We start from the raw sequence: 22,839 nt of genomic DNA on the forward strand, positions 1-22,839 counted from the left end.
AGCCAGCGTCTTTGGGCGCTGGCTGGTAATTTGGGCTTATAGCCCTGGGACAAACCACCCGTTAGACGGGGGATCATGATTTTTGTCTTTGGTATTCCTTGGTATTCTTTTGCGAAAAAGACAGACCTTAAAACAGACCCTCTTTTTTAAAAAAGGGATACCAAAAAGGATACAACGTTTTTGTCGTATCCTAAAAATCTATGTACTTAGCAAAGCGTTCTTTGGCTCCATTATGCGTTTTTGTGATTTTAAGACTTGTTAGCTGATTTTTTATAATCCAGCAAAGTCCTTGATTTCTTGTGCTGACATTGAGGAGTCGCAACGGACATTGATTTGTCCATCCGCAATGTGAACAAAGCCTGGTACAGTTGGGATTCCGTAGCGTGAGCGGAATGCTTGCAACTCATTGAGTTGGCTTGGTTCTTCACTATTGATGAAGTAAATGTGAGCTTTGGTTTCAGCTACGACACCTGCTAAAGTACCTGCAAATTTACGGCAGTAAGGGCAAGTTTTGCGACCGATAAAGAAGGTTGCAGTTTCTTTTTTATCAAGAGCTTCTTGCGCACGCGCAACTGTAGTGACTTCGAGTTCTTTGATGTTTTCTAAAAATTGTTCCATGAGATTACCTCGCTTTCATTGATAAGTCTAGTATGCCATAAAGTTTCTAAAATTGCTTAGATTTGATACGAAAAAAGATGAGATTGGTTTGTCTCATCTTTTATAGGGCCTTATTTTACAAAAGCATTGATTTCTGCTTCGATATTAGCAATCTTAGCTTGTGATTCTTCGTTGGTTTCCCCTACAACTGCAATGTAGAATTTGATTTTTGGTTCTGTACCTGAAGGGCGAACGGCAATCCATGAGCCGTCAGTAAGTGTGTATTTCAACACATCACTTGGAGGAGTTGTTAAGTTTGTAACGGTACCGTCAGCAGCAGTAGCAGTTTGAGCCTTGAAGTCTTCTACGACAGTGATAGCTGTTGAGTTCCATTCTTTTGGAGCATTGTTACGGAATTTAGCCATAATCGCTTTGATTTGTTCAGCACCATCGACACCTGAAAGAGTAACAGAGATTGTTTTTTCTGCATAGTAGCCATACTCTTTGTAGATTTCTTCGATACCGTCAGCAAGAGTCAAACCACGTGAGCGGTAGTAGGCAGCAAGTTCAGCAACGACAAGAACGGCTTGGATTGCATCTTTATCACGTACGAATGGTTTAATCAAGTAACCGAAACTTTCTTCAAATCCCATCATGTAAGTGTGATTGTGTTTTTCTTCAAATTCTTGGATTTTTTCAGCGATGAATTTGAAACCTGTCAAAACGTTGAACATGGTTGCGCCGTAGCTTTCAGCAATCTTCGTTACCAAGTCAGTTGATACGATAGATTTACATAGGGCTGCATTTTCAGGAAGAGTTCCAGCGTTTTTGTGGGCTTCCAAGATGTATTTAGCCATGATGGCACCGATTTGGTTACCTGAAAGGTTGAGGTAGCTACCATCTTTTTGAAGAACTTCAACACCAACACGGTCAGCATCAGGGTCAGTTGCGACAAGAACGTCTGCACCAACTTGACGACCAAGTTCTTCAGCAAGGGCAAAGGCTGCTTGGCTTTCTGGGTTTGGAGATTTTACAGTTGAGAAGTCAGGATCGGCAGTTGCTTGCGCTTCAACGACTTGAACTGAGTCAAATCCTGCTTGGGCAAGAGCACGGCGAGCCAACATTTCACCAGTACCATGAAGTGGTGTGTAGACAATCTTCATGTCTTTACCGAATTCTTCAATCAAGGCTGGGTTGATGTTTACGTCCTTAACCTCTTTAAGGTATTCTACGTCAACAGCTTCGCCGATAACTTCAATCAAGCCAGAAGCTTTTTCAGCTTCCACATCAGCAACTTCAACTGCAAATGGGTTTTCGATAGCACGGATATAAGTAGTCAAAGCGTCTGCGTCGTGTGGAGGCATTTGTCCACCGTCTTCACCGTAAACCTTGTATCCGTTAAATGGTGCAGGGTTGTGACTGGCTGTGACCATGATACCTGCGAAACAGTTGAGGTGACGAACTGCAAATGAGAGTTCTGGAGTTGGACGAAGGCTTTCAAATACGTAAGATTTGATGCCGTGTTTAGCAAGAACTGCAGCAGATTCAAAGGCAAACTCAGGTGAGAAGTGACGGCTGTCGTAGGCAATTGCCACACCGCGTTCTTTCTCGTTTCCACCTTTTGACTCAATCAAACGAGCCAATCCTTCAGTAGCTTGGCGAACAACGTAGATGTTGATGCGGTTTGTACCAGCACCAATCAAGCCACGCATCCCTGCAGTACCAAATTCAAGATTTGTATAGAAGGCATCTTCCTTTGTTTTTTCGTCCATATTTTCCAAATCTTGACGAAGGTAGTCAGGAAGCTCCGCAAAATCAACCCATTTCTGGTAATTTTCTTGGTAAGACATTAAAATTCTCCTTTTTGTAAATTGTTTTAACCGTTCACATTATAGCACTTTTTAGCATTTTAGTAAAACGGTAGCATAAGTTTCAGAAAAGTAGTGATATATGCCTGTTTATCAAGTCTTGAATGCCTTAGGGAAACATGCTATACTACTTGTATGATTATTTTACAAGCTAATAAAATTGAACGATCTTTTGCAGGAGAAGTTCTTTTTGATAATATCAACCTGCAGGTTGATGAACGAAACCGGATTGCTCTTGTTGGAAAAAATGGTGCAGGTAAGTCTACTCTTTTGAAGATTTTGGTTGGAGAAGAGGAGCCAACTAGTGGAGAAATCAATAAGAAAAAAGATATTTCTCTGTCTTACCTAGCCCAAGATAGCCGTTTTGAATCTGAAAACACCATCTACGATGAGATGCTTCATGTCTTTGATGACTTGCGTCGGACTGAGAAACAACTGCGTCAGATGGAGTTGGAGATGGGTGAAAAGTCTGGTGAGGATTTGGATAAACTGATGTCAGATTACGATCGCTTATCTGAGAATTTTCGCCAAGCAGGCGGCTTTACCTATGAAGCTGATATTCGAGCGATTTTAAATGGATTCAAGTTTGACGAATCTATGTGGCAGATGAAAATAGCTGAACTTTCAGGTGGTCAAAATACTCGTTTGGCACTTGCCAAAATGCTACTTGAAAAGCCCAATCTCTTGGTATTGGACGAGCCAACTAACCACTTGGATATTGAAACCATCGCTTGGCTAGAGAATTACTTGGTAAATTATAGCGGTGCTCTCATTATTGTCAGCCACGACCGTTATTTCTTAGACAAGGTTGCGACAATTACGCTAGATTTGACCAAGCATTCCTTGGATCGCTATGTGGGCAATTACTCTCGTTTTGTCGAGTTGAAGGAGCAAAAACTAGCTACTGAGGCAAAAAACTATGAAAAGCAACAGAAGGAAATCGCAGCTCTGGAAGACTTTGTCAATCGTAATCTAGTCCGAGCTTCAACGACCAAACGTGCCCAATCTCGCCGAAAACAACTGGAAAAAATGGAGCGTTTGGACAAGCCTGAAGCTGGTAAGAAATCAGCCAATATGACCTTCCAGTCTGAAAAAACGTCTGGTAATGTTGTCTTGACAGTTGAAAATGCAGCCATTGGTTATGATGGGGAAATATTGTCAGAGCCAATCAACCTAGACCTTCGTAAAATGAATGCTATTGCGATTGTTGGTCCTAATGGTATTGGCAAGTCAACCTTTATCAAATCAATCGTGGACCAGATTCCATTTATCAAGGGAGAAAAGCGATTTGGGGCTAATGTTGAGGTTGGTTACTATGACCAAACCCAAAGCAAGCTGACACCAAGTAATACGGTGCTTGATGAACTTTGGAATGATTTTAAACTGATACCAGAAGTTGAAATCCGTAACCGTCTAGGTGCCTTTCTTTTCTCTGGTGATGATGTTAAAAAATCAGTTGGCATGTTGTCAGGTGGAGAGAAAGCTCGTTTGCTTTTGGCTAAATTATCTATGGAGAACAACAACTTCCTGATCCTTGACGAGCCGACCAACCACTTGGATATTGATAGTAAGGAAGTGCTAGAAAATGCCTTGATTGACTTTGATGGAACTATTCTATTTGTCAGCCACGACCGTTACTTTATCAATCGTGTAGCAACTCATGTTCTAGAATTATCTGAGAATGGCTCAACTCTCTACTTGGGAGATTACGACTACTATGTCGATAAAAAGGCTGAAATGGAAGTCAGTCAGATAGAGGAAACTTCAACTAGCAATCAAGTAAAAGAAGCAAGCCCAGTTAATGACTATCAAGCTCAGAAAGAAAGTCAAAAAGAAGTTCGCAAACTCATGCGACAAATTGAAAATCTAGAAGCTGAAATCGAAGAGTTAGAAAGTCAAAGTCAAGTCATTTCTGAACAAATGTTGGAAACAAATGATGCCGACAAACTCATGGAATTGCAGGCTGAGTTGGACAAAATTAGCCACCGTCAGGAAGAAGCTATGCTTGAGTGGGAAGAATTATCGGAGCAGGTGTAAAAAATGAAACATCTTGGAAAGGTATTTCGTGAATTTCGAACAAGTGGAAATTATTCTTTAAAGGAGGCAGCAGGGGAGTCTTGCTCTACCTCTCAGTTATCTCGTTTTGAGCTTGGGGAGTCTGACCTAGCAGTTTCACGTTTTTTTGAGATTTTGGATAACATTCATGTAACTATTGAAAATTTCATGGATAAGGCTAGGAATTTTCATAATCATGAACATGTTGCCATGATGGGACAAATTATTCCGCTTTATTACTCAAATGATATTGCAGGTTTTCAAAAGCTTCAAAGAGAACAACTTGAAAAGGCTAAGAGTTCGACCAATCCTCTCTATTTTGAGCTGAACTGGATTTTGCTACAGGGTCTGATTTGTCAAAGAGATGCGACTTATGATATGAAGCAGGATGATTTGGATAAGGTAGCAGATTATCTCTTCAAAACAGAAGAATGGACCATGTATGAGTTGATTCTTTTCGGTAACCTCTATAGTTTCTACGATGTGGATTATGTCACTCGGATTGGTAGAGAAGTTATGGAGAGGGAGGAATTTTACCAAGAGATTGGTCGCCATAAGAGATTAGTGTTGATTTTGGCCCTCAATTGTTACCAGCATTGTTTAGAGCATCTTTCTTTTGACAATGCAAGCTATTTTGAGGCTTATACAGAGAAGATTATTGGTAAAGGTATTAAGCTTTATGAGCGTAATGTTTTCCATTATTTAAAAGGTTTTGCCTTATATCAAAAAGGAAAGTGTAAAGAAGGTTGTAGCAAAATGCAAGAGGCCATGCATATTTTTGATGTGCTAGCTCTACCAGAGCAAGTAGCCTACTATCAAGAACACTACGAAAAATTTGTCAAAGATTAATTTTCCCAAATAAGGGAAAAAATAAAAAGCTCCTTTCAGTTTTGATACAATAGTTTCAAAATTTGAGAGGAGTTTTTATATGAATCGCTATGCAGTACAGTTGATTAGTCGCGGAGCTGTTAACAAGATAGGGAATATGCTCTATGATTATGGAAATAGTGTCTGGTTGGCTTCCATGGGAACTATCGGCCAGACTGTTTTAGGAATGTATCAGATTTCTGAACTCGTCACATCTATTCTAGTCAATCCCTTTGGTGGAGTTATATCAGACCGTTTTTCTCGTCGTAGGATTTTAATGGTGACAGACCTTGTTTGTGGGATTCTTTGTCTGGCTATTTCTTTTATAAGGAATGACAGCTGGATGATTGGAGCTTTGATTTTTGCCAATATTGTTCAGGCGGTTGCCTTTGCATTTTCTCGTACAGCCAATAAAGCCATTATAACTGAGGTTGTTGAGAAAGATGAGATTGTGATCTATAACTCTCGCTTAGAGCTGGTTTTGCAGGTTGTAGGTGTTAGCTCTCCTGTTCTTTCCTTCCTTGTTTTACAATTTGCCAGTCTCCATACGACGCTACTGCTAGACTCGCTGACTTTTTTCATTGCTTTTGTTCTAGTGGCTTTCCTTCCAAAAGAGGAAGCAAAAGTTCAAGAGAAAAAGGCTTTTACTGGGAGAGATATTTTTGTAGGTATCAAGGATGGGTTACACTATATCTGGCATCAGCAAGAAATTTTCTTCCTTTTGCTGGTAGCTTCCAGCGTTAATTTCTTTTTTGCAGCTTTTGAATTTCTACTTCCCTTTTCGAATCAGCTTTACGGGTCAGAAGGAGCCTATGCAAGTATTTTAACTATGGGGGCTATTGGTTCCATCATTGGGGCTCTTCTAGCTAGTAAAATTAAAGCTAATGTTTATAATCTTTTGATTTTACTGGCTTTGACAGGTGTCGGAGTTTTTATGATGGGATTACCACTGCCAAATTTGCTTTCCTTTTCTGGAAATTTAGTTTGTGAATTGTTTATGACGATTTTTAATATTCACTTTTTTACTCAAGTACAAACCAAGGTTGAGAGCGAATTTCTTGGGAGAGTACTGAGTACAATTTTTACCTTAGCTATTCTATTTATGCCTATTGCAAAAGGATTTATGACAGTCTTGCCAAGTGTACATCTCTCTTCTTTCCTGATAATTGGAAGTGGTGTTATCATCTTGTCTTGTATATCGTTTATTTATGTTCGAACTCATTTTGAAAAATTGATATAAGGCTGCTTGAGTTTCAAAAATAATTTCAAACTAAGTGTTTTTTCCGCCCTTCTCGTTTGTGAGGAGGGCTTGTTTTATGGTAAAATGGTCTTATGAATAAAAGAATGAATGAGTTAGTCGCCTTGCTCAATCGCTATGCGACTGAGTACTATACCAGCGATAATCCGTCGGTTTCAGACAATGAGTATGATCGCCTTTACAGAGAGTTGGTTGAGTTAGAAACTGCCTATCCAGATCAAGTGTTAGCAGATAGTCCGACCCATCGTGTTGGTGGCAAGGTTTTAGATGGTTTTGAAAAATACAGTCATCAGTATCCTCTTTATAGTTTGCAGGATGCTTTTTCACGTGAGGAGCTTGAAGCTTTTGATGCGCGTGTTCGTAAGGAAGTGGCCCATCCAACCTATATTTGTGAGTTGAAAATCGATGGCTTATCTATCTCGCTGACTTATGAAAAGGGGATTTTAGTTGCTGGGGCAACGCGTGGAGATGGTTCTGTTGGGGAGAATATCACGGAAAACCTCAAGCGTGTTAAGGACATTCCTTTGACCTTGCCAGAAGAACTAGATATCACCGTTCGTGGGGAATGTTATATGCCACGCGCTTCTTTTGACCAGGTCAACCAAGCTCGCCAAGAAAATGGAGAGCCTGAATTTGCCAATCCTCGTAATGCGGCGGCAGGCACCCTGCGACAGTTGGATACAGCAGTAGTTGCCAAGCGCAATCTTGCAACGTTTCTCTATCAAGAAGCCAGCCCTTCAACTCGTGACAGCCAAGAAAAGGTTTTGAAGCACCTAGAACAACTAGGTTTTGTGGTCAATCCTAAGCGAATCTTGGCTGAAAGCATGGATGAGATTTGGAATTTTATCCAAGAAGTAGGAGAGGAACGGGAGAATCTGCCTTATGATATCGATGGGGTGGTGATCAAGGTCAATGACTTAGCAGGCCAAGAAGAACTCGGTTTTACCGTCAAGGCACCAAAGTGGGCAGTGGCCTACAAGTTCCCAGCTGAAGAAAAAGAAGCTCAACTCTTATCAGTTGATTGGACAGTTGGCCGTACGGGTGTTGTAACCCCAACTGCGAATCTAACACCAGTACAACTAGCTGGTACAACTGTTAGCCGTGCGACCCTGCACAATGTGGATTATATTGCTGAAAAAGATATCCGCAAAGACGACACGGTCATCGTCTATAAGGCCGGGGACATCATCCCTGCCGTTTTACGTGTGGTAGAGTCCAAAAGAATTTCTGAAGAAAAACTGGATATCCCTACAAACTGTCCAAGTTGTGACTCTGATTTGTTGCACTTTGAAGATGAAGTGGCCCTCCGTTGTATCAATCCGCGTTGTCCTGCCCAAATCATGGAAGGTTTGATCCACTTTGCCTCTCGAGATGCCATGAATATTACAGGCCTTGGTCCATCTATTGTTGAGAAGCTATTTGCTGCCAATTTAGTCAAGGATGTGGCGGATATTTACAGATTACAAGAAGAGGATTTCCTCCTTTTAGAGGGGGTTAAGGAAAAGTCTGCTTCTAAACTGTATCAAGCCATTCAAGCATCTAAGGAAAATTCTGCCGAGAAACTCTTGTTTGGTTTGGGAATTCGTCATGTCGGAAGCAAGGCCAGTCAGCTATTACTTCAACATTTTCATTCAATCGAAAATCTGGCTCAGGCAGATCCAGAGGAAGTGGCTAGTATTGAAAGTCTGGGTGGCGTGATCGCCAAGAGTCTTCAGACATATTTTGCGACAGAAGGCTCTGAAATTCTCCTCAGAGAATTGAGAGAAGCTGGAGTCAATCTGGCCTACAAAGGTCAGACTGTAGTAGCAGATGCAGCCTTGTCAGGTTTGACCGTGGTATTGACTGGAAAATTGGAACGTCTCAAGCGCTCAGAAGCTAAAAGTAAACTCGAAAGTCTAGGTGCCAAGGTAACAGGCAGTGTGTCTAAAAAGACCGACCTCGTCGTGGCAGGAGCAGATGCTGGAAGTAAACTTCAAAAGGCACAAGAACTTGGTATCGAAGTTCGAGATGAAGCTTGGCTAGAAAACTTGTAATAATCGTTTAAAATCAGAGTTTAGATAATATTACTATGTTTGATAGTCGTGACAAAATTGGTCAAGAATTTATTAGTGAAATAGAAAGAAAATAGAAGTAAAAAGGAAAAATAAACAATGTATAACTACCCTATGCGCATTCATTACCATCGCAAGAATGGAGAATACGATACTTGCTCTTTTGTAAAAGGTCAGGACCAGCGGATTGATTTGCTAACCTACAAAGAAGATTATTTTGGTGCCTTATTTAGTTTTGAACACCCAAGTGCTCATGCCTTAGAAAGCTTGAATTTTGTCGTTCATACAGGCCAAACTAGTAAAGAATATGCTATCCGTTTTAATCACTATCCTCTTTTAACAGAGGTCTGGATTTTGGAAGGGGATGACAGAATTTATTATTCTGAAAATCCTGCTATTGCCAGTCCTTTCTATAAAAATCAAAATCCTTTTGCCTTTGACAAGGCCATTAATAGTGCTAGTTTTGACCATCATTGGGGTTACCAAGATGAATTGGGGTGCCGTGTAGAGGATAATCAAGCGCATTTTGCTCTTTGGGCTCCAACAGCGACAGAAGTGCAGGTTGTCGTTTATGAATCTGTCGCTAACAATGCTCCTGTTTGGAAGACTTTTGAGATGGAAAGAGGCAATAGCTACTCTTATAACCATAAAGACAATACAATCGGTGTCTGGAGTTTGGATGTTGAGGAAGATTTGACTGGTAAGGCTTATCAGTATCAAGTCCAATTCCCTCATCACCAAACAGTGACACGCGACCCCTACACCATCGCGACCAGTCCTGATGGCAAACGTTCAGCTATCCTGAGCCATGAAGAAAAGCAAGTTGCAAACTTCGAGGTCAAGCACGGTTCAGAGGCTACTTGGCGCTTGGCAAATCCATGTAAGGCAGTTATTTGTGAAATGCACATTCGTGATTTGACCAAATCACCGACCTCAGGTGTGGATGAACATCTTCGAGGAACTTTCTTGGGTGCGGCTCAGACAGGGACGGTTAACCAGTACGGCCAAGCAACTGCTTTTGATTACATTAAGAAGCTGGGCTACAATTATGTTCAGTTGCAACCAATTGCAGACCGTCATAAAGAATATGATGAGGATGGAAATGTAACCTACAACTGGGGTTATGACCCACAAAACTATAACGCGCCAGAAACTAGTTTTTCAACTAATCCAGATGACCCAGCTCAGGTCATTCGTGATTTGAAAACCATGGTTCAAGCTTACCACGATGCGGGAATTGGTGTTATTATGGATGTGGTCTATAACCATACCTTCTCAGTTGTTGATGCACCTTTCCAAACAACTGTCCCTGATTACTATTATCGTATGAATCCAGATGGTACCTTCCAGAATGGAACGGGTGTTGGAAATGAAACTGCCAGCGAACATGAAATGTTCCGCAAGTATATGATTGATTCTCTTCTATACTGGGTGCAGGAATACAATATTGACGGCTTCCGTTTTGACTTGATGGGGATTCATGATGTCAAGACCATGCAGATGATTCGTCAGAGCTTGGATGAAATCGACCCTAACATTATCCTTTATGGAGAAGGTTGGGACATGGGAACAGGTCTTGCCCCTTATGATAAGGCTAAGAAAGACAACGCCTACGAAATGCCAAATATTGGTTTCTTTAATGACAATCAGCGTGATGCTGTCAAAGGTGGAGAAGTTTACGGTGCAATTAAATCAGGTTTTGTCAGCGGTGCTGCGACAGAGCCAATTCTTGCCAAAGCAATCCTAGGCAGTCGTGAATTAGGAACCTATACACATCCAAATCAAGTACTTAACTATGTGGAAGCCCATGACAATTACAATCTTCACGATTTATTGGCAACTCTTCATCCAGACCAAAGTTCAGAACAAATCATGCGCAAGGTTGAGACAGCCACAGCTATGAACCTACTCATGCAAGGGATGGCCTTTATGGAAATCGGTCAAGAATTTGGTCGTACCAAACTAGTTGCGACTGGTGAAAATGGTGAGTTGTCCCATGATGATAGAGAGCGTGCGATGAATAGCTATAATGCTCCAGACAGTGTGAACCAAGTGAACTGGAACTTGCTTAATGAGCGTCAAGATAGTATTGCGTTTATCCGTCAGATGATTCGATTGAAGACAGGAACCGGTGCCTTTTCTTACCCTACTTATGATGAAATTTACCATCATGTTTTTGTTCATTCAGCAAATGAACATAGCGGTTTGATTGTCTATGAGATTCAAGGGGAAGACCATTTACTGGTTGTATTTAATGCTAAAGGACAAGACTTCCAGTTTGAAAATGCTGGAAATCTAGAACTATTGGTGACCAATAGCCATTTAAGTGATAAAGACATGGTTGGTGGCGTTAGCACCAGCGTCTTTAAAGTCTTGTAGAAAAAATCAAAAGTTTTCAATTGTGTCGTATAATTTCTAGGATATCTTCTTGCTAAAAATTATAAAACTCAATGAAGAATAACATAGCATGAAAAAGGTTTAGTTCATCTAAGCCTTTTCTTCTTGTACTGACTGCTTAACAAAAGAGTTCAAATAGTTTGAAAAGTCAAGCTTGTGAAAATAATCTCAAAAATATTGCAAAAAGGGTTGTAATTTTCTGAAAATTTGGTAAAATATATCTTAATCATTTTCAGGAGGACGAGAATTTGACAAGATATAAGAATTTAGTAAATGGAGAATGGAAATCATCTGAAAAAGAAATTACGATTTATTCACCAATCAATCAAGAAGAATTAGGGACAGTACCCGCTATGAGCCAAGCAGAAGTAGACGAGGCTATGCAAGCTGCGCGTGCAGCCTTGCCTGCATGGCGTGCTTTGTCAGCAGTTGAACGTGCGGCTTATTTGCATAAAACAGCAGCTATTTTAGAACGCGATAAAGAAAAAATTGGTACTATCCTTGCCAAAGAAGTAGCAAAAGGGATTAAAGCAGCCATTGGAGAAGTAGTGCGTACAGCAGACTTGATTCGTTATGCTGCCGAGGAAGGTCTCCGTATCACTGGACAAGCAATGGAAGGTGGTGGTTTTGAGGCAGCAAGTAAAAACAAACTGGCTGTTGTCCGTCGTGAGCCGGTTGGAGTCGTGCTAGCTATTGCTCCCTTTAACTATCCAGTTAATCTTTCTGGATCTAAGATTGCTCCGGCTTTGATTGCAGGGAATGTGGTTATGTTTAAGCCACCAACACAAGGTTCTATTTCTGGTCTCTTGTTGGCTAAAGCATTTGAAGAAGCAGGGATTCCAGCAGGTGTTTTCAATACCATTACGGGGCGTGGTTCAGAAATTGGGGATTATATCATTGGGCACAAAGAAGTCAACTTCATCAACTTTACAGGATCAACCCCTATCGGAGAACGTATTGGTCGTTTAGCTGGTATGCGTCCTATCATGCTGGAGCTTGGTGGGAAAGATGCAGCTCTTGTACTAGAAGATGCAGATTTGGAACATGCTGCCAAGCAAATTGTTGCAGGTGCCTTTAGCTACTCAGGACAACGTTGCACGGCCATTAAACGTGTTATTGTTCTCGAAAGTGTTGCAGATACATTAGTTACTTTGCTTCAAGCAGAGGTTGCTAAATTAACAGTTGGTGACCCATTTGACAATGCTGATATTACACCTGTTATTGACAATGCTTCAGCCGACTTCATCTGGGGCTTGATTGAGGATGCACAAGAAAAAGGGGCTCAGGATCTTACACCAATCAAACGTGAGGGCAATCTTCTCTGGCCAGTGCTTTTTGACCAAGTTACAAAAGATATGAAAGTAGCATGGGAAGAGCCATTTGGCCCTGTTTTACCAATTATTCGTGTGGCTAATGTAGAAGAAGCAATTGCCTTTGCCAACGAATCTGAATTCGGTCTTCAATCCTCAGTCTTTACAAATGATTTCAAAAAAGCCTTTGAAATTGCTGAAAAACTTGAAGTGGGTACAGTTCATATTAATAATAAAACCCAACGTGGTCCAGATAATTTCCCATTCCTTGGTGTCAAAGGTTCTGGAGCTGGAGTGCAAGGAATTAAATATAGCATTGAAGCGATGACAAATGTCAAATCCATTGTTTTTGATGTGAAATAAAATGTAAAATCAGGAAATTGTTTTCCTGGTTTTGTTTTTTACATAAAAACAATGCTATATTTGGATAAAATACGAACTTTGTGATATGATAGTAATCAAAAAGAGGACGTTTTCACAAACTATCTGTCATTCCTTGATTTATAAGTGAATGGATAAGTTCATTTTTTGAAGATTTTCAAAAGAATTTTTACCAAATATGGTAATTTACTTGAATCTTACATAAAAAGGTAGTATAATAAATCTATGGAAAACGCTTACAGAATTAGGAGGGTGTATGGATAAAAATAATGCTTTAAAAACCTTTATGACAGGTGAAAATTTTCACCTCCAGCACTATCTGGGAGCTCATAGGGAAGAAAAAAATGGTGTGTATGGCTACACTTTTCGTGTATGGGCACCCAATGCTCAGGCTGTTCACTTGGTAGGGGATTTCACCAATTGGGTTGAACATCAAATTCCGATGGAACGGAATGAATTTGGAGTATGGGAAGTCTTTACCAGTCTTGCTCAAGAAGGTCAAATTTATAAGTATCATATCACACGTGCAAATGGTCATCAGCTGATGAAGATTGACCCTTTTGCTGTACGGTATGAGGCACGACCTGGGACTGGTGCTATTTTAACAGATATTCCAGAAAAAAAATGGAAGGATGGTCTCTGGCTAGCCCGTAGAAAACGCTTGAGCTTTGAAGAGCGTCCTGTTAATATTTACGAGACTCATGCTGGTTCTTGGAAGAGAAATCCTGATGGTAGCCCCTATAGTTTTTCTCAATTGAAAGATGAACTCATTCCTTACTTGGTTGAGATGAATTATACCCACATTGAGTTTATGCCTCTGATGTCTCACCCACTAGGTTTGAGTTGGGGCTATCAGCTTATGGGTTACTTTGCTCTAGAGCATGCCTATGGTCGTCCTGAAGAGTTTCAAGATTTTGTTGAGGAATGTCACTTAAACAATATAGGCGTTATTGTAGACTGGGTACCTGGTCACTTTACTATCAATGATGATGCCTTGGCCTATTATGATGGAACACCGACTTTTGAATACCAAGACCATAATAAGGCCCATAACTACGGTTGGGGTGCACTCAATTTTGACCTTGGAAAAAATGAAGTTCAGTCCTTCTTGATTTCTAGTATCAAGTTTTGGATTGACTTTTACCATTTGGACGGTATTCGAGTGGATGCGGTTAGCAACATGCTCTATCTTGATTATGATGATGCGCCATGGACACCTAATAAAGATGGTGGTAATCTCAACTATGAGGGTTATTATTTCCTTCAACGCTTGAATGATGTGATTAAACTAGTTCATCCAGACGTTATGATGATAGCTGAGGAAAGTTCTTCAGCTACTCAGATTACTGACACCAAGGATTCAGATGGTCTAGGATTTGACTACAAATGGAATATGGGTTGGATGAATGACATTCTCCGTTTCTATGAAGAAGATCCGATTTATCGTAAATACGACTTTAACCTGGTGACTTTCAGCTTTATGTACGTCTTCAAGGAGAATTATCTCCTACCATTCTCACACGATGAAGTAGTTCATGGTAAGAAGAGTATGATGCACAAGATGTGGGGAGATCGTTACAATCAATTCGCAGGCTTACGCAATCTCTATACGTACCAAATTTGTCACCCTGGTAAGAAATTGCTTTTCATGGGTAGCGAATATGGTCAATTCCTAGAATGGAAATCTGAAGAACAGTTGGAATGGTCTAACCTAGAAGACCCAATGAATGCTAAGATGAAGTATTTCACTTCTCAGCTAAACCAGTTTTACAAAGACAACCGCTGTCTGTGGGAAATTGATACCAGCTATGATGGTATTGAAATCATTGATGCGGATAATCGAGACCAGAGTGTTCTTTCCTTTATTCGTAAGGGTAAAAAGGGAGAAATGTTAGTCTGCGTCTTTAATATGGCACCTGTTGAACGGAAAGATTTTACAATCGGACTACCTGTTGCAGGAATTTACGAAGAAGTCTGGAATACTGAGTTAGAAGAGTGGGGAGGCGTTTGGAAAGAACATAATCAAACTGTTCAAACGCAAGAAGGACTATGGAAAGATTATGAGCAGACCTTAACCTTTACCCTACCGGCTATGGGAGCTAGTGTATGGAAAATCAAACGTCGCTTGAAATCTACTAAAACCGTCACAAATAAAAACCAAAAAGGAGTAGAAAATGAAGAATGAAATGTTAGCTTTGATTCTTGCTGGTGGGCAAGGAACTCGTCTCGGTAAACTCACTCAAAGCATCGCAAAACCAGCTGTGCAATTTGGTGGGCGCTACCGTATCATTGACTTTGCTCTATCAAACTGTGCCAACTCAGGGATTCATAATGTGGGGGTCATTACACAGTATCAACCACTTGCTCTCAACAATCATATTGGGAACGGTTCAAGCTGGGGACTAGACGGTATCAATTCTGGTGTCTCTATTCTTCAACCTTATTCTGCCAGTGAAGGAAATCGTTGGTTTGAAGGGACTAGTCACGCTATTTACCAAAATATCGACTATATCGACAGTGTCAATCCTGAGTATGTTTTGATTCTGTCTGGAGACCATATCTACAAAATGGACTATGATGATATGCTCCAGTCTCACAAGGATAATAATGCCAGTTTGACAGTAGCAGTTCTTGATGTTCCCCTGAAAGAAGCTAGCCGTTTTGGTATCATGAACACAGATGCTAACAATCGTATTGTTGAATTTGAAGAAAAACCAGCTCAACCTAAATCTACAAAAGCTTCTATGGGAATCTACATTTTTGATTGGCAACGCCTTCGTAATATGTTAGTCGCTGCTGAAAAGAGCAAGGTTGACATGTCAGACTTTGGTAAAAATGTCATTCCAAATTACCTTGAGTCAGGTGAAAGTGTCTATGCCTATGAATTTAAAGGTTACTGGAAAGATGTTGGTACCATTGAGTCACTTTGGGAAGCGAACATGGAGTACATTTCTCCAGAAAATGCCTTGGATAGTCGTAACCGTCAATGGAAGATTTACTCAAGAAACTTAATTTCACCACCAAACTTCCTTGGTGCAAATGCTGATGTGGAAGATTCTTTGGTTGTCGATGGCTGTTTTGTAGATGGAACTGTTAAACATTCTATCCTTTCAACAGGTGCGCAAGTTCGAGAAGGGGCAGAAGTTGTTGATTCAGTTATCATGAGTGGAGCCATTGTTGGTCAGGGAGCTAAAATCAAACGTGCCATTATTGGTGAAGGTGCAGTTATTTCTGACGGTGTCGAAATTGATGGAACAGAAGAAGTACAAGTTGTAGGATATAATGAAGTAGTGGGGGTAGCAACAGATGAAGATTGATAAATATTCTGCCATTTTAGGAAATACAGTTGGTTTTCACGATATGTCGACATTGACAGACCACCGTCCAGTAGCAAGTTTGCCATTTGGTGGGAAATATCGTTTGATCGACTTCCCGCTTTCTAGTCTTGCTAATGCAGGTGTTCGTAGCGTCTTTGGTATTTTCCAGCAGGATAATATCAGCTCAGTCTTTGACCATATTCGTTCAGGACGCGAGTGGGGCTTGTCCACTCTTCTCAGTCACTATTATCTAGGTATTTACAATACCCGTGTAGAAAGTAGCACAGTTGGAAAAGAATACTACCAACAGCTTCTTACTTATTTGAAACGTTCTGGCTCAAACCAAACGGTTGCCCTCAACTGTGATGTCTTGATTAACATTGATTTGAACCAAGTTTTCCACCTACATAGTACAACAAAAGGGCCTATCACTGTAGTTTATAAAAAACTAGCTAAGAAAGACATTTCAGAAGTAAACGCAATCTTGGAAGTGGATGAAACAGACCATGTTCGTTCTCATAAACTCTTTGATAGCGAGTTACCAGATCAAATCTATAACATGTCTACAGATATTTTTGTCGTTGATACACCTTGGTTGATTGAACGCTTAGAAGAAGAAGCTAAGAAAGAACATCCAGAGAAGTTACGCTATGTTTTACGGGATTTGGCTGCAAAAGAAGGGGCTTTTGCCTACGAGTACACAGGTTATTTAGCAAATATTCATTCTGTAGAGTCTTATTACAAAGCTAACAAAGATATGCTTGAATCACAAAAATTTTACTCTCTCTTCTCACCAAATCAAAAGATTTATACAAAGGTCAAAAACGAAGAGCCAACTTACTATGCCAATACATCTAAGGTAAGTACTTCTCAGTTTGCCTCTGGTAGTATTATTGAAGGTCAAGTGGCTAATTCTGTTTTATCACGTAATACTCATGTTCATAAGGATAGCCTGGTTAAAGATAGCCTGCTCTTCCCTCGTGTTGTTATTGGAGAAGGCGCTCAGGTCGAATATGCTATCTTGGACAAGGGTGTTGAAGTTGAGCCTGGTGTTGTGATTCGAGGAACTGCAGAACATCCAGTTGTCGTTAAGAAAGGTAGCAAAGTAACAGAGGATATTCATTCATGAAAATTTTATTTGTAGCAGCTGAGGGTGCACCCTTTTCAAAAACAGGTGGTTTGGGAGATGTCATTGGCGCTCTTCCCAAATCACTGGTAAAAGCTGGGCACGAAGTTGCAGTGATTTTACCCTACTATGACATGGTAGAGGCTAAATTTGGAAATCAGATTGAAGATGTGCTTCATTTTGAGGTGAGTGTTGGTTGGCGCAGACAGTACTGTGGGATTAAGAAAACCGTCTTAAACGGTGTAACCTTCTACTTTATTGACAGCCAATATTATTTCTTCCGTGGCCATGTTTACGGTGATTTTGACGATGGGGAACGCTTCGCTTTCTTCCAACTGGCTGCCATTGAGGCTATGGAAAGGATTGACTTCATTCCTGACCTTCTCCATGTTCATGACTACCATACAGCTATGATTCCTTTCTTGTTAAAGGAAAAATACCGTTGGATTCAAGCCTATCAAGGTATTAAAACTGTTTTAACCATTCATAATTTGGAATTCCAAGGACAATTTTCAGAAGGAATGTTATGGGATTTGTTTGGAGTTGGCTTTGAGCGTTATGCTGATGGTACCCTTCGCTGGAACAACTGTCTGAACTGGATGAAGGCAGGTATTCTCTATGCGGATCGTGTTTCAACGGTTTCACCTAGTTATGCTCATGAAATTATGACCAGTCAGTTTGGTTGTAACTTGGATCAGATTCTTCGAATGGAATCTGGCAAGGTATCTGGTATCGTGAATGGGATTGATGCTGACCTGTATAATCCTCAGACGGATGCTCTTTTAGATTATCATTTCAATCAGGAAGATTTGTCTGGGAAAGCCCAAAACAAGGCAAAATTACAAGAGAGAGTTGGCTTGCCAGTTAGAGCTGACGTTCCACTGGTGGGAATTGTTTCTCGTTTGACACGTCAAAAGGGTTTTGATGTGGTGGTGGAAAGTCTTCACCATATCTTGCAAAATGATGTTCAGATTGTTCTTTTGGGAACTGGAGATCCGGCCTTTGAAGGAGCTTTCTCATGGTTTGCTCAGATTTACCCAGACAAGCTATCAGCAAATATCACTTTTGATGTCAAACTTGCTCAAGAAATCTACGCTGCTTGTGACCTCTTCCTCATGCCAAGTCGTTTCGAACCGTGTGGCTTGTCTCAGATGATGGCTATGCGTTACGGAACCTTGCCATTGGTTCATGAAGTTGGTGGCTTGCGAGATACCGTTCGCGCTTTCAATCCAATCGAAGGAAGCGGTACTGGCTTTAGCTTTGACAATCTATCTCCTTACTGGTTAAATTGGACTTTCCAAACAGCTTTGGACTTGTATAGAAACCATCCTGATGTTTGGAGAAATCTACAAAAACAAGCTATGGAGTGTGATTTCTCATGGGATACAGCCTGCAGGTCATACCTTGACTTGTACCATAGTTTAGTTAATTAATAGATAAAATCGTATGATGACTTCATACGATTTTTAGGCTATTTAGAGAGGAGAACTGATGTCTCAAGTAAAAGGCTTGTGTGTGTTGGATGTGGATGGAACCTTAATCCTAGAAGAAGTGATTGATTTGTTGGGAAGAGAGGCAGGTTGTGAGGAGGAAATTGCGCAGCTTACAAGTCGGGCAATGCGAGGAGAGGTAGACTTTGAAAGCAGTTTACGAGACAGAGTTTCCTTGTTGGAAGGCCTTCCTATTTCGGTTTTTGAGAAAGTCTTCAACTCCATTCATCTCTCGCCAAATGCCCAAGAATTCATCTCAATTCTCCAAAAGAACGACATCCTAGTTGGTCTTGTGTCTGGTGGATTTACTCCAATAGTTGAGAGGCTTGCAAAATCCCTTGGTATTGCCTATTTATCTGCCAACCAACTTGAAGTTAAAGACGGTCATCTAACAGGAAAGTTAGTTGGACAAATTATTAATCCTGAAGTCAAAAAAGCAACTCTGGAACAATGGAGAGAGGAACTAAAACTTCCTAGAGAAAGAACGGTTGCAATCGGTGATGGTGCCAATGACTTATTAATGTTGAAATCAGCAGGACTAGGAATTGCTTTTTGTGCTAAAGAAGTGCTCAAAAAAGAAATACCGAATCATGTTGACAAGAGGGATTTTTTAGAAGTTCTTCCTTTGATTGACTGTTTAGAATGAGGGGAAAATATGAAGATTGTAATTGCACCAGATTCATTTAAGGAAAGTTTGAGCTCTGAAGAGGTGGCTGAAGCTATAAAAAGAGGTTTCCAACAATCGCTTGCAGATGTAGACTATCTCCTCTGCCCTGTTGGTGATGGTGGAGAAGGCACTGTAGATGCTATCCGACATTCTCTTGACCTAGAAGAAAAATGGATCCAAGTGACAGGACCTTTTGGCCCAAAAGAATCCATGCGCTATTTTAAAAAAGGGGAATTAGCCCTATTTGAAGTAGCTGACTTGGTCGGCCTTGGAAAAATTCCTCTGGAGAAACGAAATCCACTACAAATCCAAACTTGTGGTATTGGAGAGTTGATTAGCTATCTCATTGCTCAAGGGATTAAAGATATCTATATTGGCGTTGGTGGCACGGCCAGTAATGACGGAGGAATTGGGATCGCTGCGAGTTTAGGTTATCGATTTTATGATAGGGATGGAGATGAGTTGCCCGCTTGTGGTCAATCCTTACTAAACTTAGCTTCTGTCTCAACAGAAAATCGCTATGAAATTCCTGAAGATGTGCAAATTCGTATTTTAGCAGATGTCGTGAGTCCCTTATGTGGTTATCAAGGTGCGACCTACACTTTTGGCAAACAAAAAGGCCTAGATCCTGCTATGTTTCCAGTCCTAGATCAGGCAATTCAAGATTTTTATAAAAAAGTCTCCCCTGCAACATTGCAAATTAAAGGAGCAGGAGCTGGTGGAGGTCTTGCTGCTGGTTTGTGTGCCTTTGCTCAGGCAAATATCGTGTCTGGAATTGATACCTGCTTGAACTTAATCAACTTTGATAAGAAAGTTTCAGATGCTGACTTGGTTGTTGTAGGAGAAGGGAGGCTAGATCGTCAAAGCTTAGCAGGTAAAGCGCCTATTGGTGTAGCAAAAAGAACCCCTGTTGGAGTTCCTGTTATTGCTATTTGTGGTAGTCTTGCTGAAGATTTACCTCCCTTACCATTTGAAAATATCCAAGCTGCCTTTTCTATTTTGGAGAAAAGTGAACCTTTAGAAGATAGTTTGAAAAATGCCCGCCTCTATCTGGAGCGCACGGCAGCCAATATCGGGTACTTATTAACTATGCGCAAGATTTAGCCAAACCATTTTTTCCATAAGGATGTTTTGGATTGTTCTTCCTTTTTAACTTCCCAAAGTTTTGCAAAAGCAAGTCGAATGTTCTTTTCTTCTACTTGTACTGGTGCATTGCTATGGATAATCAGACCGAAGGGAGAAGTAGTATGCTCTTCAGATACTATGGTAGCTTGACTATCAGTTTCTTTAGCTTCTTTTAAGTAGAAAACTTGTTTGTCAAATTCGATAGTTGGTGAAATCTTCACAAATAGAGGCTCTGCTTTTTCCTGAAGGTTTTCTAAAATAGATAAAAAGCCTTTTTCTAACTGAGGGCTATTTGCTGTGTCAATATCTGCATATCCAAGAACTCTTTCCTCAAAAGTGCCAAGATAGCGTCTTTGCTCATCTGGATTTAATTTTGCTCCACCATGAGCTTTTTCAAGTAATTGTTTTGATAAATCTGTCATGAAAACAGTATATCATAAAAGTTAGAATAAAACAGACAAAAGAAAGCGATTACTTTATAAAGTTAAGGAAAATTTGCACAAAGATAACGTTTTTTCTTGAAAAAGGAGGTGTTTTAAGGTATTATAGAGGTGTAAAAAATTTAACTCATAAGGAGAGTAAAAAATGTCAATTATTACTGATGTTTACGCTCGCGAAGTCCTAGACTCACGCGGTAACCCAACACTTGAAGTAGAAGTTTACACTGAATCAGGTGCTTTCGGACGTGGTATGGTTCCATCAGGAGCTTCTACTGGTGAACACGAAGCAGTTGAACTTCGCGACGGTGACAAATCTCGTTACGGTGGTCTTGGTACACAAAAAGCTGTTGACAACGTAAACAACATCATTGCTGAAGCTATCATCGGCTACGATGTATGTGATCAACAAGCTATCGACCGTGCTATGATCGCACTTGACGGTACTCCTAACAAAGGTAAATTGGGTGCAAACGCAATCCTTGGTGTGTCTATCGCTGTAGCTCGTGCTGCTGCTGACTACCTTGAAATCCCACTTTACAGCTACCTTGGTGGATTCAACACTAAAGTTCTTCCAACTCCAATGATGAACATCATCAACGGTGGTTCTCACTCTGACGCTCCAATCGCTTTCCAAGAATTCATGATCGTACCTGCTGGTGCGCCATCATTCAAAGAAGCTCTTCGTTGGGGTGCTGAAATCTTCCATGCTCTTAAGAAAATCCTTAAATCTCGTGGTTTGGAAACAGCCGTAGGTGACGAAGGTGGATTCGCTCCTCGTTTCGAAGGAACTGAAGACGGAGTTGAAACTATCCTTGCTGCTATCGAAGCTGCTGGATATGTTCCTGGTAAAGACGTATTTATCGGATTTGACTGTGCTTCATCAGAATTCTACGATAAAGAACGTAAAGTTTACGACTACACTAAATTCGAAGGTGAAGGCGCTGCTGTACGTACTGCTGCAGAACAAATCGACTACCTTGAAGAATTGGTAAACAAATACCCAATCATCACTATCGAAGATGGTATGGATGAAAACGACTGGGACGGTTGGAAAGCTCTTACTGAACGTCTTGGTGGTAAAGTTCAATTGGTTGGTGACGACTTCTTCGTAACAAACACTTCTTACCTTGAAAAAGGTATTGCAGAAGGTGCTGCTAACTCAATCCTTATCAAAGTTAACCAAATCGGTACTCTTACTGAAACATTCGACGCTATCGAAATGGCGAAAGAAGCTGGTTACACTGCCGTTGTATCACACCGTTCAGGTGAAACTGAAGATTCAACAATCGCTGACATCGCAGTTGCAACTAACGCAGGACAAATCAAGACTGGTTCACTTTCACGTACAGACCGTATCGCTAAATACAACCAATTGCTTCGCATCGAAGACCAACTTGGTGAAGTAGCAGAATACCGTGGATTGAAATCATTCTACAACTTGAAAAAATAAAATAGTTCAGTGAACTATTTTATCCCGAACCTTGAAACTCAAAAGTTCGGTCGTTGATTTAACAACGTTTCTAGCCCCTCGGATTTTATCCGAAGGGCTATTTTTGTATTTAGGGGACAAAACTTTTTAAAAAATCTTTTTCATAACTTTATCCAGTACCTTGATTGCTTCATCTTTAATGTTCTTCGTGACGTGGGTGTAGATGGAAGTAGTGACTTCAGAGTCGGAATGACCAACCCTGTCCATGATTGTTTTTAAAGGAATTTTATTTTCTGATAAAATATTGGCCATCGCAGGCAGCATGCTTTTATAGGTGCTTAATTTGATTTATTTTTGTGGAATCCTCTTATTTTGAGATGAATACCAATTATAAGTGATTTGCATATCCAGGATATTACAAAGAAAGGCAAGCTAGTGGCCACATAAATTTTATTTCATAT

The 22,839-nt window shown here is 40.5% G+C and carries 16 protein-coding genes and 1 pseudogene; 13 read left to right on the forward strand and 4 right to left on the reverse strand.

Annotation, left to right across the window (positions count from 1 at the left end; genetic code table 11):
• Positions 1–270: 270 nt before the first annotated feature.
• Both ADH54_RS01580 and ADH54_RS01585 read right to left on the reverse strand, forming a co-directional pair.
• The gene (locus ADH54_RS01580) at positions 271–618 is read right to left on the reverse strand and encodes a thiol reductase thioredoxin (RefSeq protein ID WP_049523712.1); all 348 of its coding nucleotides are present in this window, start codon (positions 616–618) and stop codon (positions 271–273) included.
• A gap of 110 nt (positions 619–728) precedes the next feature.
• Positions 729–2,447, reverse strand: coding sequence for a phospho-sugar mutase (locus tag ADH54_RS01585; protein WP_049523714.1), 1,719 nt, complete (start codon positions 2,445–2,447; stop codon positions 729–731).
• Positions 2,448–2,600: 153 nt separating this feature from the next.
• On the opposite strand from ADH54_RS01585, the gene ADH54_RS01590 reads away from it, so the two are divergent.
• The 12 genes from ADH54_RS01590 (at position 2,601) to ADH54_RS01645 (ending at position 20,488) form a co-directional block, all read left to right on the forward strand.
• Positions 2,601–4,502 (forward strand): ABC-F family ATP-binding cassette domain-containing protein, encoded by a 1,902-nt coding sequence (locus tag ADH54_RS01590; RefSeq protein ID WP_049523716.1) that lies wholly within the window; start codon positions 2,601–2,603, stop codon positions 4,500–4,502.
• Positions 4,503–4,505: 3 nt separating this feature from the next.
• The gene (locus tag ADH54_RS01595; protein WP_049523718.1) at positions 4,506–5,369 is read left to right on the forward strand and encodes an XRE/MutR family transcriptional regulator; all 864 of its coding nucleotides are present in this window, start codon (positions 4,506–4,508) and stop codon (positions 5,367–5,369) included.
• Positions 5,370–5,448: 79 nt separating this feature from the next.
• Positions 5,449–6,627 carry an MFS transporter gene (locus tag ADH54_RS01600; protein WP_049523719.1) on the forward strand — a complete coding sequence of 393 codons (1,179 nt, stop codon included), beginning with the start codon at positions 5,449–5,451 and terminating at the stop codon, positions 6,625–6,627.
• 92 nt (positions 6,628–6,719) lie between these two features.
• Complete coding sequence (gene ligA, locus ADH54_RS01605; RefSeq protein ID WP_049523720.1) at positions 6,720–8,678, forward strand: NAD-dependent DNA ligase LigA; 1,959 nt, start codon at positions 6,720–6,722, stop codon at positions 8,676–8,678.
• Positions 8,679–8,795: 117 nt separating this feature from the next.
• Entirely contained in the window at positions 8,796–11,075 is a 2,280-nt protein-coding gene (gene pulA, locus ADH54_RS01610) for a type I pullulanase (protein ID WP_049523722.1), read from the forward strand.
• A gap of 266 nt (positions 11,076–11,341) precedes the next feature.
• On the forward strand, positions 11,342–12,766 hold the full coding sequence (locus ADH54_RS01615) for an NADP-dependent glyceraldehyde-3-phosphate dehydrogenase (RefSeq protein WP_049523724.1): 1,425 nt from the start codon (positions 11,342–11,344) through the stop codon (positions 12,764–12,766).
• Between the two features lie 274 nt (positions 12,767–13,040).
• Entirely contained in the window at positions 13,041–14,969 is a 1,929-nt protein-coding gene (gene glgB / locus ADH54_RS01620) for a 1,4-alpha-glucan branching protein GlgB (protein WP_049523726.1), read from the forward strand.
• Positions 14,959–16,101, forward strand: coding sequence for a glucose-1-phosphate adenylyltransferase (locus tag ADH54_RS01625; protein ID WP_049523733.1), 1,143 nt, complete (start codon positions 14,959–14,961; stop codon positions 16,099–16,101). Before glgB ends, ADH54_RS01625 begins: the two co-directional genes overlap by 11 nt.
• Positions 16,091–17,230 (forward strand): glucose-1-phosphate adenylyltransferase subunit GlgD, encoded by a 1,140-nt coding sequence (glgD, locus tag ADH54_RS01630; protein WP_049523735.1) that lies wholly within the window; start codon positions 16,091–16,093, stop codon positions 17,228–17,230. Before ADH54_RS01625 ends, glgD begins: the two co-directional genes overlap by 11 nt.
• A complete protein-coding gene (gene glgA / locus ADH54_RS01635; protein ID WP_000697308.1) occupies positions 17,227–18,660 on the forward strand; it encodes a glycogen synthase GlgA in 1,434 nt (477 codons plus the stop codon). The genes glgD and glgA overlap by 4 nt, the downstream gene beginning before the upstream one ends.
• 58 nt (positions 18,661–18,718) lie before the next feature.
• Entirely contained in the window at positions 18,719–19,363 is a 645-nt protein-coding gene (serB, locus tag ADH54_RS01640; protein WP_000084485.1) for a phosphoserine phosphatase SerB, read from the forward strand.
• A gap of 9 nt (positions 19,364–19,372) precedes the next feature.
• Positions 19,373–20,488, forward strand: a complete 1,116-nt coding sequence (locus tag ADH54_RS01645) for a glycerate kinase (protein WP_049523738.1) — start codon at positions 19,373–19,375, stop codon at positions 20,486–20,488.
• On the opposite strand, the gene ADH54_RS01650 is transcribed toward ADH54_RS01645, so the two are convergent.
• Entirely contained in the window at positions 20,485–20,931 is a 447-nt protein-coding gene (locus ADH54_RS01650) for a DUF1694 domain-containing protein (RefSeq protein ID WP_049523739.1), read from the reverse strand. The two genes, ADH54_RS01645 and ADH54_RS01650, sit on opposite strands and share 4 nt — an antisense overlap.
• A 163-nt stretch (positions 20,932–21,094) precedes the next feature.
• Here ADH54_RS01650 and eno point away from each other — a divergent pair, with 163 nt between their 5' ends.
• On the forward strand, positions 21,095–22,399 hold the full coding sequence (eno, locus tag ADH54_RS01655; RefSeq protein ID WP_049523741.1) for a surface-displayed alpha-enolase: 1,305 nt from the start codon (positions 21,095–21,097) through the stop codon (positions 22,397–22,399).
• A gap of 126 nt (positions 22,400–22,525) precedes the next feature.
• Here eno and ADH54_RS11030 read toward each other — a convergent pair.
• A pseudogene (locus ADH54_RS11030) lies at positions 22,526–22,684 on the reverse strand (integrase); the annotation flags it as partial.
• Positions 22,685–22,839 lie beyond the last annotated feature (155 nt).

The organism is Streptococcus pseudopneumoniae (assembly GCF_001072315.1).
In the GTDB taxonomy this organism is placed as follows: Bacteria; Bacillota; Bacilli; order Lactobacillales; family Streptococcaceae; genus Streptococcus; species Streptococcus pseudopneumoniae_R.